Source organism: Catelliglobosispora koreensis DSM 44566, from assembly GCF_000379685.1.
GTDB classification, from domain to species: Bacteria; Actinomycetota; Actinomycetes; order Mycobacteriales; family Micromonosporaceae; genus Catelliglobosispora; species Catelliglobosispora koreensis.
This window is the reverse complement of record NZ_KB903250.1, coordinates 598,704-614,737: the sequence shown is the minus strand read 5'-3', so window position 1 is coordinate 614,737 and position 16,034 is coordinate 598,704. Positions and strand designations below refer to the sequence as shown.

The window sequence follows — 16,034 nt, the reverse complement described above, 5'->3', positions numbered from 1 at the left end:
CCGTTTGTCGCGAGCGCTTTCCATGCTGCGCGCCGCACTGACCGGGGCCAATCATGAATGAAGATTTCGGCGACATCGGGTCCATCGTTTCGGCTGCGGCCCGCGCGGTGCCTCCCGCTCCTCAAGACCTTTTGGGGGTACGCCGTAAGGCCGTCACCCGCAAAAGAAGGCGCTTCTACGGCGGTTCGCTGGGCATCGCTCTCGTGACCGCGGCTGCGATCGTGGTGCCGGTGGCACTGCCGCATCCCCCGCCCGCGCCAGGTGCCGAGATCGCTTCTCCCGCACCGGTTTCCCCGTCGGTCAAACCGCGCCCGGTCACGATGGAGCAGCGGTTGTTCCTGACTGGCGGCGGCTATCTCAGCGGACCGAATCTGACCGACGAGTCGGTAGTCAACAAACCCGAGGATGCCCCGCCGGGCACGATCGGTGTGCTCGCGCAACAGCTCGAAGTGCTCGCCGATGGCACAACGCGCCCGATGCCAGCGGTCAAAGGCGTGACGTTCGTTGAGGCGATGGTGCCGGCGGCTGGGTCGTGCTGGGGTTCAAGGACCTCAGGCCAGGGGAACGGCGCGAAGACGGCGATTGTGTCGCTGACGTGGAGAAGCCACTGATCGTGATCGGCCCGCAGTGTATGCAGTCGGTGCTGCGCAATGTCCATAAGCGTTGCCATCCACCGGAACTAGCGGGTGTCCACAATGGACGGGCGCTGTTGGTTCGCGATGACAAGCTGATCGCGCACGATCTGCGCTCCGGTAAGGAAACCTTGCTCCTCGACCTAGGCCCGGTGGGTTCGAGCAGAGCCACCGGAATCGACGGCAAGATCTAGGTCAGCATCACCCACGCCGATCTGAACGGATGCCACGACTTCGTCATCACGACGGTCGACTTGGCGAGCGGGGCGATCGTGGCCAACCATGACTTCGCTCTTCCGCCGGGACAGGACAACGACGTCATGATCGGGGGACTGGCGTGGATCGACAACACCTCGGTGCGCCAGAGGCAGGCGTCCACTACTACCGCGACATCATGCAGGCGGTCGAAATCAGCGTGAGCTAATGCCGAGCATGTCCCGGGCTTCGGCCGTCGTGAGCGGTGGCCGCTGGGCTAGCCGAGCGAAGGCCGCGGCCCGGGCAACGAGCTGCATGTTCGACTCGACGGGCTGGCCCTTGGCGTAGGTGACCGTGTCTTCCATGCCCACGCGCAAGTGGCCGCCAGCGCTCAAAGAGCCCAGCAGCACCGGCAGCGTGAACCGGCCAATGCCGGTCGCCGAGAAGGTCGCGCCGTCAGGCAGAGCCGCGACGCAAGCGGCCAGCGACTTGAGATCGCCCGGCATGCCACCCGGAACGCCCATCACGAAGTCGACGTGAACGTGCCCTCCAGCCGGAAGTCCGTGCTTGTTCAGCAGCCGCTCCAGCGACCATAACTGTCCGACATCGAAGATTTCGTATTCGGGGACGATGCCCCGGTCTTGCATGCGCGTGTGCAGCTCGACGATGAACTCCCAGCGATTCATGAACACGTCGTCGCCGAAGTTCACGGTGCCCATGGTGCAGCTAGCCATGTCGGGCGCCGCGTCGAGCACGGCAAGACGCGAGGATTCCGGGTCGTGCACGGAACCGCCGCTCGACAGCTGGACGATCAGGCTCGTCGCGTCGCGCAGGGCGGCGACGGTGTCCTTGAGCCGGGCCGGATCGAGCGACGGCTGAGCGTCATCGTCACGGATATGAACGTGGATCACGCTGGCCCCGAGCGCTTCGCACTCCTTGGCGGTGGAGACCAGCTCCGCCAGCGTGACCGGCAGGGCTGGCACATCAGCCTTGGCAGATTCGGCCCCGGTTGGCGCGACGGTGATCAACGTTCCGTTAGTCATTGCTCGATTCAACCGCAACCGTGGATTCTCCGGCAACTAGGGGGGTGTCACCGGAAATTCTCTGCTTCAGGACGCCTAACGCAATAGGACCTTCCTCAAAGTGCCGCACGGCCGTGCCGATGAAGCCGACGGTTCGGTCCCCTGACGTGATCGGCGTGCCCTGCGCGGGAAGGTTGTCGGACATGACGCCATCGAGGTGGAGCAGCCTCAGCGAGCGCGGCGGCCGGCCCAGGTGGTGCACGCGAGCGACCGTCTCCTGCCCGCGATAGCAACCCTTCTCCAGATGGACAGCCACGGCGGTCAGTCCCGCTTCGCTTGGCAACGTCTTGTGATCGGTCTCAAACCCCAGCCGGGGCACGCCCGCCGCCACCCGCAACGCCTCATATGCCCAGATCCCGGCTCGCTGCACGCCGCTTTCGCCAGCCGCCGCGGACAGGTCCGGTTTGCCAGCGGTAAGGGACGCGGCGCCGGAAGAAGATCGGCCGGCCAAGAGGGCGGCTGTGACGGCCAGAGGGTCGGCGTCCGGTGGAAGGAGGAGATCGGTGCCCAGCGCGGTGCGGCGGGCGAAACCGCCGCCTGGCAACGCTTTGACCGGGTAAGTGCTCGTCGCGCGGTTTGGCACGGCGCCGGTCGCGAACTTGGCGGGCGGCACGTCGCCTATCCACGGCTCAGGGAGGTCCAAAGTGGACCCGAGCAACGAGTAAACGTTAAGCCCGCCAAGGGAAATCTCGACCTGCGTGAAGAAACGCATCTTCAGCAGGAACTCTTCGAGCCCCTGGACGTATCCAGGCTCGGTGTCGAGCCACAGCTCATCGCCGATGGACGTGACCCAGAAATGGTGCTCGATGTGCCCATGCGGCGACAGGATCAGCGACTGAGTGGCCGTCAGATCAGGGAAATCAAGCAGGTACTGCGTCGTGATGTTGTGCAGGAACGTTAGCCGCTCCGGTCCGGTCAGCCGGAGCACGCCGCGATGCGTGCGGTCAACGAGAGCGCCGGTGAGACGCTGCTCGCGCAACGGGTCGCCGAAATGGGCCGCGACCGGGGCGTCAGGTGACGCCGGGTCGAGTGAACCAACAGTGATCATGTGCACCTCCCACACAAGCCGAATAGTGCAACGTGCGAGATATCCATCTGAAATCCCCGCTGCTCCAGCAGTTGCTTAGCCAGCCCGTCGAGGGTGGCCGGATCGAGCTCCTGAACCGCGTTGCAAGATCGGCAGACCAGGTGGATGTGCTGTTCCTCGTTGACATCGTGGTAGGTCGGCGCGCCGTGGGACAGGTGGACGTGCGTCACCAGATCAAGCTCTTCGAGCAGCTCCAGGGTGCGGTAGATAGTGGTGATGTTCACCCCCGCCGCGTGCTCGACGACCGCCGCGTGCACCTGTTCAGGGGTGGCGTGACCCAGTCTGCGCACCGCGTCCAGCACGAGCTGGCGTTGCGGAGTCAGTCGCAGGCCGCGATCACGCAGCAGGTTAGCAAGCTCCGACACGCTTGCGATGATAATGCGGGGTGTGTCTGTGTTAGCTGTGCTGGGCCGGGGCGTGCTGCCGGCCGGAACTCCCTTCATCCGCGCCGACGACCTGGGCCTGTCTCGGGGCGATGGCATTTTCGAGACCATGCACGTGCGTCAGGGTCAGCCGTGGCTGCTCGCTGAGCATCTGAAACGGCTCTTCCTCTCGGCCGACCGCATGGATCTGACTCCTCCAACGGAAGAACAACTGACGCAGCTCGCCCACGAGGCTTGTGCCGTGTGGGACGCCCAGACAGAGGGCGCGCTGAAACTGGTTGTCACGAGAGGGCCCGACGGGGAGAACGAACCGACCTGTTTCGCCACCATCGTCCCGATCTCCGAGGTAACCAAGGCTGCCCGCGACACCGGTGTGCACGTGACGACGCTGGCCTATGGCTATCCGGCCAGCGCCCGCGAAGACGCGCCCTGGCTGCTTGGTGGCGTGAAGTCGCTGTCTTACGCCATCAACATGGCAACGCTTCGCTGGGCGGCAGCCCGGGGTTACGGCGATGCGCTGTGGCTGTCGTCGGACAACTTCTTGCTGGAAGCTCCGACGGCTTCGCTCGTTTGGCTCGAAGACGATGTCCTGTTCACGGTGCCGCCCACGGGCAGTGGGATCCTCGCCGGAGTGACCGTGCAGCACGCCTTTGAGCGCGCCGGGGAACTCGGGCTGTCCGCTGACTATCGGATGATCAACTTGGACGAGATCTTCGAGGTGGATGGCGCCTGGCTGCTGTCCAGCGGCCGGGGCGTCGCGCCGATCCGCAGTGTTAACGGAATCACCCTGCGCTCCAGCGACATCCAGCTCCGCGAACTCCTAGGGTTCTGACTATGGCGGCCTACCTCATCGACGCGGCGCGGACCCCGTTTGGCAAACACAAGGGCGGCCTGGCGGGCGTCCGCACGGATGATTTGGCGGCGGCACCCATTGTCGAGCTGCTTAAGCGCCATCCCGGGCTGGTGCCCGACGACGTGATCCTGGGCGATGCCAATCAGGCTGGCGAGGACAACCGAAACGTCGCCCGCATGGCGGCTTTGCTCGCAGGGCTGCCCGTGAGCGTGCCGGGCGTGACGGTGAACCGGTTGTGTGCCTCGGGTGCCGAAGCGATTGTGCAAGCCGCGCGGGCGGTTGACACCGGCGATGCGAATCTCATTGTCGCCGGGGGAGTCGAAAGCATGACCCGTGCTCCCTTCGTGATGCTCAAACCAGACGGACCGTTTCCCGCCGACGTGAAGCTGTGGAACACCCAGCTCGGCTGGCGCATGGTCAATCCGCAGTTCAGTCCGGAGTGGACAATTCCGCTGGGGACGGCGGCCGAACAAGTCGCTAAGGAAAAGGGAATCAGCCGTGAAGCGCAGGACGAGTGGGCCCTTCGATCGCATGAAAGAGCGGCGAAAGCGCCACAGGATGGCATCTTTGCGTTTGGCGAATTGACGCGTGACGAAAGCGTCCGCCCGGGCACCAGTCTGGAAAAGTTAGCAAGTCTGAAACCCGCGTTCACTAAAGACGGCACGGTCACGGCCGGAAACTCCTCGCCCATCAACGATGGTGCCGCGGCGGTGCTCGTCGGATCGGCGGCCGCTGTCGAGCAGCTTGGCGTGAAACCATTGGCCCGCATCGTTTCTAGCGCTGTCGCGGGAGTCGCGCCGAACCGGTTCGCCCTGGGCCCGGTGCCCGCTATCCAGAAGGCATTGGAGAAGGCGCGTCTGTCCTTTTCGGACATTGCACTCTGGGAGCTGAACGAGGCGTTCGCCGCGATGGTTCTCAGCTGCCTCGACGAACTTCCTGGAATTGATCGAGATCTACTTAACGTCAACGGTGGTGCCATCGCCGTCGGGCATCCGCTCGGGGCTTCCGCGCCGCGCGTCATCATTGACCTGTGCCGTGAACTGCGGCGCCGGGGCGGTGGCTACGGAGTAGCCGCGGCATGTATCGGGGTTGGCCAGGGGCAGGCGGTGGTCGTTCATGTGGAATGACGCGATTTCTCAGCGACTTAAAGAAATGGCGCGTGAGTTCGCCGCTTCTGGCCGCGAGCCGGCGGTTCCGCGCTCGGCCGCGACGGTGGTGCTGTTGCGCCCCGACCGCAGTGTCTTCCTCATCCGGCGCTTGCGCGCCATGGCTTTCGGCGGCATGTGGGCCTTCCCCGGTGGCGCCTTCGAGCCCGGCGAGACGCCCGTGCAGGCCGCGGTTCGCGAGCTTTTCGAAGAAACGGGAGTACCAGTTGAGCCGGCCGACTTGGTGCCTTGGCACCGTTGGCTAACCCCGGTGTTCGAGCCGAAGCGATTTGACACTTGGTTTTATCTAGCCGCATTGCCGCAGGGACATGAACCGATTCTGCCCGAGGGAGAAGCCGACCGGGTGCAATGGCTGACACCAGAGCAAGCGATGGCGGAACATATGGCGGGAAACCTGCCGATGTTGCCGCCAACTCTCGTCACGTTGACTGAATTGTCCAGCTACGACAACGTGGATGCCATGCTTGCCCAAGTACGGGATATTTCAGAGCCTTTCATGCCTGAATTTCCCGTAGATTGAATGACTTTGCGCTGACGGACCATAGACATCGCAATGACAACTCTGTCATCGTGACGAAGCGGTGAGTCACAGCAAACCCCCGTTAGTTTCTTTCTCGTCAATTGACTGCGGCCACCGCTCGTAGTTCATGTGGCGCACCACCGGCATGCCGCTGCATGGCTAAATTCCCTGTCCACAGAGGAATGGAGTGGCATGAAGCACGCCATCCGCCGCAGACGGCAGGTTATAGCTGCCGCTTCTGCATTGACGCTTGCTGTTGCGGGGCTTACCGCCGCCGGAAGCAGCGTAGTCGTCGCCCGTCCTGTGGCTGATATCCAGCCGTGGGAGACGTATATCAACTATGCGGAGCCCGCTGTCCAAGCGGACAACGCTCCCGGCCAAGAGCAACTCAGTGGCTCTAAGTCGAAACTCTCCGGTCTTAGCCGGGCGAAGGAGTTCGACCGCAAGCACGGGAAAGGCAACCCGCTCACGGCCAACCAGCTTGCCAAGGTAGAAGGTAAGGCGCTCAAGACAAACCTGCCTCCTTCCTTGATCAAGAAGGCTCCGCAAGCACAGGTCGCGAAGCTGCTCACGATCCTGGTCGAGTTCAACAACCAGGCGAATGACGACTTCACGGGGACCATGGTGCCGAACTCGGTGTTCACCGAGCCGCGCACTTGTATTCCCGGCACGGTCCAGAATGGGCCGCTGCACAACCAGATCCCGAATCCGGCTAGCTATCCCCACAAGGACAACAACTCCATGTGGGTGCCGGACTTCTCGCCGGAGTACTTCAACAAGATCCTGTACACCGACAAGGGTCTGACCGAGCGCGTGCGTACGGACCTGACCGGGCCTGACGGAAAGCCAGGCATCAACCTGTCCGGTTACACGATGCGCAACATGTACCTTGAAATGTCCAAGGGCAAGTACACCGTGGATGGACAGGCCACGCCTTGGGTCAAGGTGCCGCATTCCGAGGGCTGGTACGGCGCTTCGCGTTGTTTCCAGGACGCGGAAGGCAACTGGCAGCCCCCAGCGGCCGTTCAGTCAATGAACGGGCACCCGAACAACCCGCTGGGCGCGGGCAAGCTCGCCACGGACGCCGTTGACACCTTGGCGGCCATGAACCCGAACTTCCCGTGGGCTGATTACGACATCGAGGACCAGGGCGACCGCGACGGCGACGGAAACTTCTTCGAGCCGGACGGCGTTGTTGACCACTTGGTGCTCGTGCACGCTGGAGAAGACAAGTCCGGTGGCGGCGGTGCCGAAGGCACTTACGCTATCTGGGCGCACTCCTCCGCGGTCGCTGGTGGATATGAGATCCCCGGCGAGGGTGGGCTCAAGATCTCGAACTACATCGTTCAGCCGGAAGACTCGGGCGTCGGCGTTTTCGCGCACGAGTACGGTCACGACCTTGGCCTGCCGGACCTCTACGACACCTCTGGTGCTGGCTCGGACTCCGATGTGGACTTCTGGGACCTCATGTCCTCGGGTTCGCACGCGGGACCGATCTTCCAGGGAACGCCGACCCACATGGGCCTTTGGGACAAGTGGGTTCTCGGCTGGGCTGACCCGCTCGTCGTGGAGCCAAATGCCAAGGACCAGCTAGTCATGCTGGGCCAAACCTCCAACACTCCAAAGTGGACAGAGGATGGCATCAAGATCAACCTGCCCAACAAGGTCATCACGCTGGCTGAGCCCCACAGTGGAAGCAACATGTGGTACTCAGGTGCTGACCAGGACTGGGCCGACGTCAAGATCGCTCGCTCGGTGAATGTCCCCGCTGGAAGCGATGTTCGCTTCTGGATGTGGAACAACTACATCATCGAGGCCGACTGGGACTACGGTTTCGTCGAGGTTTCCACCGACGGTGGCGCGACCTGGATCGACACCAAGGTCTACGCCGAGGGCGGCACTGAGGTGTCCACGCCGGACAACTACCCGGACCCGAACGGAAGGCTCGCGGACTTCGCGAACAAGAAGTACGGCCTCACCGGGGACACGCACGGCTGGCGTCACGATTACATCGACCTCACGCCTTACGCCGGCACCACCGTCCAGGTTCGTTTGCGTCAGGCGACTGACGCCGGCTTCCTGGAGCGCGGCTGGTTCTCCGACGACTTCTCGGTTGTCGCTGACGGTTCCACCGTCTGGAGTGACGACGTCGAAGGTGGCGCCAATGGCTGGACCGCCACTGGTGGCACGTGGACCGACACGTCGGGTGCCGGCTGGCACACCGACTCTGGCACGCAGGTTAAGGGCCAGTACTACCTCGCCGAGTGGCGTAACTTCGATGGCTTTGACGAGGGCCTGAAGTACGCCTACGACACCACGTACTCAAACGGTCCGTGGAAGGTCGAGAAGATCAAGTACAACGCCCCCGGCATGCTGGTGTGGTACCGCGACACCACGTACGGCAACGTCAACCACGTCACCGCCAACTCGACGGCGCTCCCGAGCTACGGCTCGAAGGGCGGCCTGTTGATCGTGGACGCGAACTTCGACCCGCTGCGCCGTACTGGCGACGCGGCCGCGAACGACCCGACCACGCTCAAGAACCTCCCGAGCCGGCCGCAGTCTTCCAACGCGGCGTTCTCGACGCACAGCACCTACCCCTTCAAGGAATGTGTTGAAGGAATAGGCCAGCCGTTCACCGAGTTCTGCAGCAACCACGCTGCACTGCCAGGGAAGTCCACCTTCACCGACGCCCAGGGCTGGTATCCGGGTCTGGAGTTCCGCAATGGCGGACTCTGGAACCGCGATATCGACGCCTCGGTCGTCCTGCCGTCGAAGGGCAACGCTCCGTACACCACGCGGATCGTCAACCCGGACGGCTCTCCGGCTACCGACCTGTATGGCGAGGACCTCGGTTTCACCATTCTGGGCTCCGGTAACCCGGGTGACGCGGGTGTCGCCTATGGCGTCAAGATTCAAATCTTGTTCGCCTTCCCGGGCAACTCCTTCGCCATCGTGAAGGTTTCTTCGGCCAAGCCGTAAGTAACACATCCAGGGATGGGGCCGGCGTTATCGCCGGCCCCATTTCTCTTGCTCGATATCGGAGATCGCTCTCTTCCTTGACATGTGTGTTAAAGCGCGGTTACTTTCTTGCTTGTGAGAGCGCTCTCTCGCAACTAACCGTCCCTATTGGAGGCACCCCGATGCGCTCCTCCGCACTGTTAAGAACCGTGGCCGCGCTCGCGGTCGCGGCAGGAACCTTCCTAGTCCTCGCCCCGATGTCGGCCAACGCCGCCGTTGTCTCTGTTGGGGCGGGCAGTTACCGCAACGATCGTCCCGCTGGGACGGTAGGTCCGTCCAACAGCGACGGTGCCGCGGTAACGCCAAAGGTCACCGCTGCCATGGCGGGCCGTCCAGTCCCGACAAACGACTGGTGGTCGTCACTGGTCTGGCAGCGATACGCGGGCAACCCCTACTCAGAGAACATGTACGGGCACCCACTGAGCTACCACGCCTACGCCGAAGGCCTGGGCGTCGGCTATCCCACAACGCCGGTCATCACGCCAGACCAGCGCATGTACGAATTCGTGCACCAGAACGACCTGCGGGTTGGTGTGTCCGGGCTGAACGCACCGCGCACCGAGGTCGACGGCTGGGGCGACTGGCACGTCAATCCACGTTGGACAGACGGGGTCAGGACGCTAAGGGCGACCATCGCGCACGGGAGCCCGTTTGTTTACGCGAGTGTCAGCGGTGGCAGCGGCCGCGTTGACTTCCTCGGTGCGGCAACGGTCTTCTCGAACACGGGCAACACGGTTGGTGTCACCATCAACGGCCACCACTACGGCCTGTTCTCCACCTCGGCCTGGACCGTGAGCGGTGGTTTCGCCACCACGACAGCCGGCTCCTACTCGGTCGCGATCCTGCCGGCCACGGCTCAACTGTCGGCCTATGCCGCGGTGGGGCAAAACGTCATCACCGGCACCACTGTCAGCTGGGGTTACAACGCCGCCAACGGTGACGTGACCACGACTTACAACGTGGCGACCACCGGCACGGGCGGGACGTTCACGGCACTTTACCGGCACCAGTGGCTGACCACGACTAGCCCGCTGACCGCCTACACCTACGTCTCGCCGCGCGGGCAGATGAAGGTGCGCCAAGGATCGTCATTCACCACCGTTAGCAAGTTCAATGGAGTGTTGCCAGCGCTGCCTATCGCCACCGACGCGGACCGCAACCGGCTGCGCGCCGACATCGACGCCGTGCTCGCCGAGCCCGACAAGTTCCAGGGAGCGGTCGACACTTACTGGACGGGCAAAGCACTTTGGCGTCTCGCGGCGCTCATTCCGGTGGCCAACCAGATCGGGCACAACGCCGCGCGGGACACCCTCATCAGTCTCGTCAAGGGACGGTTGCAGGAATGGCTCACCAGCGGAGGGTCCGGGCAGTTCTACTACGACTCAACGTGGGACGTGCTCACTGGATACCCAGCGTCCTATGGTTCTGATGCCGAGCTCAACGACCACCACTTCCATTACGGTTACTACATTCTCGCCGCGGCCATGGTGGCTCAGCACGACAGCACCTGGATCAGCAGCGGGCAGTGGGGTGGCATGGTCAAGTTGCTGGTGAAGGACCCGGGCAACTACGACCGCAACGACACGATGTTCCCGCTGTTCCGCAACTTCGACCCCTATGCGGGGCACTCTTGGGCGGCCGGGCACGCGGGCTTCGGTCACGGCAACAACCAGGAATCCTCAAGCGAGGCCATGCTTTTCGCCCACGCGATGGTGTTGTTTGGGCAGGCGACCGGCGACACGGCTTTGCGTAATGCCGGTGTCTACCTCTACACCACCGAACGTGACGCGATCGGCCAGTACTGGTTCGACAAGGACAACGCGGTGTTCCCGGCCGCGTATCCGCACGACACGCTAGGCATCCTGTGGGCCGCCGGTGGTGCGTATGCCACGTGGTGGACCGCGAATGCCGAGGAGATTCACGGCATCAACATGCTGCCGATCACGGGCGGCTCGCTTTACAACGGAGCGTGGAAGGCCGACATCACGCAGAACATCAACGAACTGCGGGCGTCCAACGGTGGCACCGAGACGGAATGGCGCGACATCATCTGGGAATTCCAGGCGATGTCAGACCCTGTCGCGGCGCACAACGCGTGGATCGCGGCTAACCCGGCCCCGGAAGCTGGTGATACGAGAGCCCATGCGTACCACTGGATTTCGTCACTGCGTAACTGGGGCACCCCGAACCATGGCATTGTCGGCAACACCCCGACGTCCGCGGTTTTGGGCACGGGCACCTATGTCGCCTACAACCCCAGTGGTTCGGCCATCACGGTGACGTTCACCAACGGCCAAACCCTCGCCGTTCCGGCTCGTGCCATGGCCTGGCGCGGACCGGCGGGCAGTGGTGTCGAATACGGCGGCGGCACGGGTCCGTCCCCATCTCCCACAGCTTCGCCAACGTCTTCACCCACGACGTCACCAACGTCGTCACCCCCGGCATGCTCGAACCCGTTGAGCGGCAACACGTTGTCGCTTGGCACCAGCGGTTCGGCGACGATCAGTTCAGCTGGCGGGGGCAACTGGGACGGCAATCCGCACAACCCGCTGGTCTACACCGCTTGCGGGCTCAACGGTTCAGGAGCCGGGGCGACCAGTTTCGACCTGTTCCTCGACGCTGGATCGATTGTCGCCAACGGAAGCCAGATCCGGGTTTCGTATGACCTGACCGGCAACGGAAGCTGGGATCGAGTGGAGACGTTTAACTACTTCGCGACAGATCCGGTTTCCGGGTGGGAGCACTACACCCAAGGCGCAGGACTGAAATCGGCTACTGGTGCGTTAGGAACGTTTACCAATGGAAAAGTGCAAATCGAAATCTGGAACGCCATCGGCAATGGAGCCACAACTCTAGGCACGGCAAACCAGTCCTTCGTTCGAATGCCCTATTAAGCACCATTCATTAAGGGGCAGCACCCGTTGGTGCTGCCCCTTTTGTTGCCAATACAAAAGCCGTAACCGGATCGTTATACAGTGACGATGACCGCAAATATTGAGCGGTCTTAGGCTGCGCGGATGAAGCTCCAATTACCCGCCAGGCGTCTGGTTGTGGGAGCGCTAGCCGTCGCAATGGGAATCGCAGTCACTGCCTCAGCCCCCGGGGCAATTGCCGCAAATCCCGGCGAAACTTCGCTCTACATTGTCCAGACAAAATCTGAACCAGCCGCAGTGCATCCGACAACCAAGCCCGCTGAGGGCGAGAAGCTCAATGCGCGCAGTGTTGGTGTCCGCAACCTCGTCAGCCAGCTGCGCGGCGAGCACAACCGTTCTCTCGCGGCGGCCAAGGTGGACGCCAGCCGCAAGGTCTATGACTACAGCTTGACCTTCAACGGGTACGCAGCGCGCCTCACCGAGGCGGAAGCCGCCCGGCTCAAGGCCAGCAAGGATGTCGTGCGGGTTTGGAAGGACGAAATCGTCCAGGCCGACACGACCACGACACGTGATTTCCTTGGCCTGACCGGAAATAGCGGTGTGTGGAAGAAGCAGTTCCACGGAGACCAGAACGCCGGACTCGGTGTCATTGTTGGCGTCATCGACTCCGGCATCTGGCCCGAGAGCGCGTCGTTCGCGCCGCTGTCGGAGCCTCGCCCGGACCAGGCCATCATCAACGCCAAGTGGAATGGCGTTTGTGACTCGGGACCGGAAAACCCGTTCCCGTGTAACAACAAGCTCATCGGTGCTCGTTCGTTCCAGGCCGGCATCACCCGCACGCCGTTTGAGTTCAACTCGGCGCGTGGCTACAGCGGTCACGGCACGCACACCGCCTCGACAGCGGCCGGTAACTTCAACGTTCCGGCTTCCATCAACGGTTTCGACCTCGGAACCACGTCGGGCATGGCTCCCGCGGCCCGCATCGCTGTCTACAAGGGACTGTGGGCGACCGCGAACCCGGATGGCACGCCGACCGGAAGCTCCAGTGGCAGCACGGCCGACCTGGCCGCCGCGATCGACGCCGCCGTCTCTGACGGTGTGGATGTCATCAACTACTCGATCTCGGGTTCGACGAGCTCCATCATCCGCGCGACCGACATCTCGTTCTTCAACGCGGCCGCGGCTGGCGTGTTCATCTCCGCGTCGGCCGGTAACTCCGGTGACCTCGGCCCGTCTCAGGTGAACCACAACGCGCCGTGGATGACGACGGTGGCGGCTGGCACGCACGACCGGGGCAACCAGAAGACCGTGACCCTCGGCAATGGCACCAGCTACACCGGTGTTGGCGTTGTCCCGCCAGCGGTGCCGTCGTCCCCGCTGGTCGACTCCGCTGCCATCCCGGCCGCCGGTTTCACCAGTGCGCAGTCGACGTTGTGTCTGCTGAACTCGATTGACCCGGCGCAAGCGGCCGGAAAGATCGTCATCTGCACCCGTGGCACCAACGACCGCGTGCAGAAGAGCCTCGTGGTCAAGAACGCCGGCGGTGTCGGCATGATTCACACCAACACCACTGCCGCTCAGTCCATCAACGGTGACTGGCACATCATCCCGACCGTCCACTTCGGACCGACCGAGGGTGCTGCCATCAAGGCTTACGCCGCGACCGCTGGTGCGACCGCGGCTATTTCGGTGACGGACACCAACAAGGTGGTCGCTCCGCTGATGGCCGGGTTCTCCTCGTACGGGCCGGCGATCGCTGGTGGTGGTGACCTTCTGAAGCCAGACATCACCGCTCCAGGTGTCGATGTCATCGCGTCCGTTGCCCCTCCGGGACACGCTGGCAAGAACTTCGATGGCCTGTCGGGCACGTCGATGGCGGCTCCGCACATCGCCGGTATCGCGGCTCTGCTCAAGAGCAAGAACCCGAACTGGTCACCGATGTGGATCAAGTCGGCTCTGATGACGAGCGCCACGGACAAGAACTCCGCGGGCAACCCGATCGGGACTCAGGCAGGGGGAGCGGCGTCGCCGCTCAACTACGGCTCTGGTCACGTGGTGGCTGGCAAGGCGTTCGACCCGGGCTTGGTCTATGACTCGACCCCGCAGGAATGGGTCCAGTACGGTTGCGCGCTCGGACAGTTCCAGCTCGTCACCGCACCGGGCACCTGTGAGGCGGCCGGTGCGATCGACCCGAGCAACCTCAACTACCCGTCGATCGCTGTTGGCGACCTGGCTGGCAAGCAGACCATCACCCGCACCGTCACCAACGTGACCAAGCGGGCTGGCATCTACCAGGTGAAGGTCACCGCACCGGCCGGCTTCACCGCCAAGGCCTCGCCAGAATGGCTCGTCATTCTGCCGGGCAAGAAGGCGAACTACAAGGTGACGCTGACCCGCACGACGGCTGCCTTCGGGCAGTTCACGTTCGGCTCGGTCACGCTCGACGAGGTCGCCACCGGTAACCACCTGGTGAAGAGCCCGATCGCGGTCCGCCCGCTGGCGGTTGCCGCTCCGGTCGAGACCTCTGGCACCGGCGTTTCCGGTTCGGCCAGCCTCACGGTGACCCCGGGTTACACCGGCACCCTCACCGCGTCGGTGGCTGGGCTTACCGCTTCGGCGGCAAGCGACCTCGGCTTCACCGCGGTCAACACGAATTTCAACCCGGCCGCGCCAGCCGTGTCCGACTCGGTCAAGAAGATCACGGTGACGGTGCCCGCGGGCACGTCAGTCGCTCGCTTCGCGACCTACGACGACGAGGCGCCAGCTGACACGGATACAGACATGTATGTCTACCGTGGCGGCACGGCGACACTGCTCGCGCAGAGTGCTGGTGGAACGAACGAAGAAATCGTCACCACAACGGCCGCTGGAACTTACGACATCTACGTCGTGATGTTCGCTCACGCGGGCGCCACCATTCCGCCGATCAAGTTCCACGCTTTCGTGGTTCCCCCGGCGGACGCGGGCAACATGACGCCAGTTCCGGCGAGCCAGTCCGTCACCATCGCCACGGCGGCGACGGTCACGCTCAACTGGTCCGGGCTGACCGCGGGATCGCGTTACCTCGGGGTCGTGTCCTACGGCGACGGTACGGCGGCACACGCCAGCCGCACCATCGTTTACGTGCACTGACCCTTTAAATAAAAGGCGGCACCTCGGGTAAACCGGGGTGCCGCCCTCTTTTGTCTGGGCCGGACTTTTGCTCTAAGCCGAGGCGCGAATGACGAGCTCGGTCGGGAGCACGACCGCGTCGGGAATGGACTCACCGGCGGCCAAATGCAAAAGCTGGCGAGCCATTTCCCGGCCAAGGCCATCCATCGGCTGGCGCACTGTCGTCATTGGAGGGTCGCTGTAGCGGGCCAGCTCGATGTCGTCGAAGCCAACGACGGCGACATCGTCGGGGACGCGCCTGCCTTGTTCCTTAAGGACTTTCATCGCCCCGTTGGCCATGAGGTCGGAGGCGACGAAGACCGCGTCGAGTTGCGGATCGTCTTGCAGGAGCTGGCGCATCGCCACCGCTCCAGAATCACGGGTGAAGTCACCGACGGCGACTATCGAGCGCCTATCGGAATCGCGGAGCTCTTCCCTGTACCCATTAAGTCTGTCAATCCCAGCGACCATGTCCTGCGGCCCGGCGATGGTCGCGATGCGAGTGCGGCCGTTTTCTAGCAGGTGCCGCACGGCCAGGCGGGCGCCGCTGACGTTGTCGACGTCGACATACGGCACCCGGGTGCGGCCGAGCGGCCGGCCACCACAGACCACGGGCACTCCCATGCGCGCGAGCGTTCCCGGGAGCGGATCGGCGCCGTGCATCGACGCGATGAGAACGCCGTCGACGTGGCGGGCAAGGGCATAGCGCTCAATGCGGTCGTGCGACGCGGCTGACCCGGCGAGCATGAGCACCAGTTGCTTGTCGGCGGCTTCCATCTCCTGGCTGACGCCACGGACGATGCCGGGGAACAACTGGTCGTCGGAGAAAACCCTGGTCGCCCACTCGGGCAGGACCAGGGCGAACGAATCGGTGCGCTGCGTGACCAGGCTGCGGGCCGCCTGATTGGGCACATAGCCCAGCTCGCTAATCGCGCGCTCGACCGCTTGCCGAATCGGCTCAGCGACCGTTGGCGACCCATTCACCACCCGCGAAACGGTGGCGCGGGAGACACCGGCATGCTGAGCCACCTGCTCTAGCGTCGGCCTTCCCATCGCCACCGTCCCTGTCATG

General features: G+C 63.7%; 12 protein-coding genes. 8 read left to right on the top strand and 4 right to left on the bottom strand.

Going from position 1 to position 16,034, the window contains the following annotated elements:
* The first annotated feature begins 53 nt into the window (after positions 1-53).
* A complete protein-coding gene (locus A3E1_RS0110085; RefSeq protein WP_020520639.1) occupies positions 54-611 on the top strand; it encodes a hypothetical protein in 558 nt (185 codons plus the stop codon).
* Positions 596-826 carry a hypothetical protein gene (locus tag A3E1_RS0110080; protein ID WP_020520638.1) on the top strand — a complete coding sequence of 77 codons (231 nt, stop codon included), beginning with the start codon at positions 596-598 and terminating at the stop codon, positions 824-826. The genes A3E1_RS0110085 and A3E1_RS0110080 overlap by 16 nt, the downstream gene beginning before the upstream one ends.
* 216 nt (positions 827-1,042) lie before the next feature.
* Here A3E1_RS0110080 and A3E1_RS0110070 read toward each other — a convergent pair whose 3' ends face one another.
* Genes A3E1_RS0110070 through A3E1_RS0110060 form a run of 3 tightly spaced genes read right to left on the bottom strand, consistent with a single transcriptional unit; the run spans position 1,043 to position 3,370 of the window.
* The gene (locus A3E1_RS0110070) at positions 1,043-1,870 is read right to left on the bottom strand and encodes a BKACE family enzyme (protein WP_020520636.1); all 828 of its coding nucleotides are present in this window, start codon (positions 1,868-1,870) and stop codon (positions 1,043-1,045) included.
* Positions 1,863-2,957 carry a CAF17-like 4Fe-4S cluster assembly/insertion protein YgfZ gene (gene ygfZ / locus A3E1_RS0110065; protein WP_040390640.1) on the bottom strand — a complete coding sequence of 365 codons (1,095 nt, stop codon included), beginning with the start codon at positions 2,955-2,957 and terminating at the stop codon, positions 1,863-1,865. The genes A3E1_RS0110070 and ygfZ overlap by 8 nt, the downstream gene beginning before the upstream one ends.
* Complete coding sequence (locus A3E1_RS0110060; protein WP_026208291.1) at positions 2,954-3,370, bottom strand: Fur family transcriptional regulator; 417 nt, start codon at positions 3,368-3,370, stop codon at positions 2,954-2,956. The genes ygfZ and A3E1_RS0110060 overlap by 4 nt, the downstream gene beginning before the upstream one ends.
* Before the next feature lie 13 nt (positions 3,371-3,383).
* Here A3E1_RS0110060 and A3E1_RS0110055 point away from each other — a divergent pair, with 13 nt between their 5' ends.
* From A3E1_RS0110055 to A3E1_RS0110030, 6 genes are all read left to right on the top strand, one after another.
* Positions 3,384-4,211 carry an aminotransferase class IV gene (locus tag A3E1_RS0110055; protein ID WP_245571119.1) on the top strand — a complete coding sequence of 276 codons (828 nt, stop codon included), beginning with the start codon at positions 3,384-3,386 and terminating at the stop codon, positions 4,209-4,211.
* Between the two features lie 2 nt (positions 4,212-4,213).
* A complete protein-coding gene (locus A3E1_RS0110050; protein ID WP_020520632.1) occupies positions 4,214-5,359 on the top strand; it encodes a thiolase family protein in 1,146 nt (381 codons plus the stop codon).
* Positions 5,349-5,918 (top strand): NUDIX hydrolase, encoded by a 570-nt coding sequence (locus A3E1_RS0110045; RefSeq protein ID WP_083929423.1) that lies wholly within the window; start codon positions 5,349-5,351, stop codon positions 5,916-5,918. The genes A3E1_RS0110050 and A3E1_RS0110045 overlap by 11 nt, the downstream gene beginning before the upstream one ends.
* Before the next feature lie 192 nt (positions 5,919-6,110).
* Complete coding sequence (locus A3E1_RS0110040) at positions 6,111-8,900, top strand: immune inhibitor A domain-containing protein (RefSeq protein WP_020520630.1); 2,790 nt, start codon at positions 6,111-6,113, stop codon at positions 8,898-8,900.
* A 161-nt stretch (positions 8,901-9,061) separates the two neighbouring features.
* A complete protein-coding gene (locus A3E1_RS0110035) occupies positions 9,062-11,833 on the top strand; it encodes a glycosyl hydrolase (protein ID WP_026208280.1) in 2,772 nt (923 codons plus the stop codon).
* A 123-nt stretch (positions 11,834-11,956) separates the two neighbouring features.
* Positions 11,957-14,944, top strand: a complete 2,988-nt coding sequence (locus A3E1_RS0110030; protein WP_026208279.1) for a S8 family serine peptidase — start codon at positions 11,957-11,959, stop codon at positions 14,942-14,944.
* Positions 14,945-15,016: 72 nt separating this feature from the next.
* On the opposite strand, the gene A3E1_RS0110025 is transcribed toward A3E1_RS0110030, so the two are convergent.
* The gene (locus A3E1_RS0110025; RefSeq protein ID WP_026208278.1) at positions 15,017-16,033 is read right to left on the bottom strand and encodes a LacI family DNA-binding transcriptional regulator; all 1,017 of its coding nucleotides are present in this window, start codon (positions 16,031-16,033) and stop codon (positions 15,017-15,019) included.
* Between the last annotated feature and the right edge of the window lies 1 nt (position 16,034).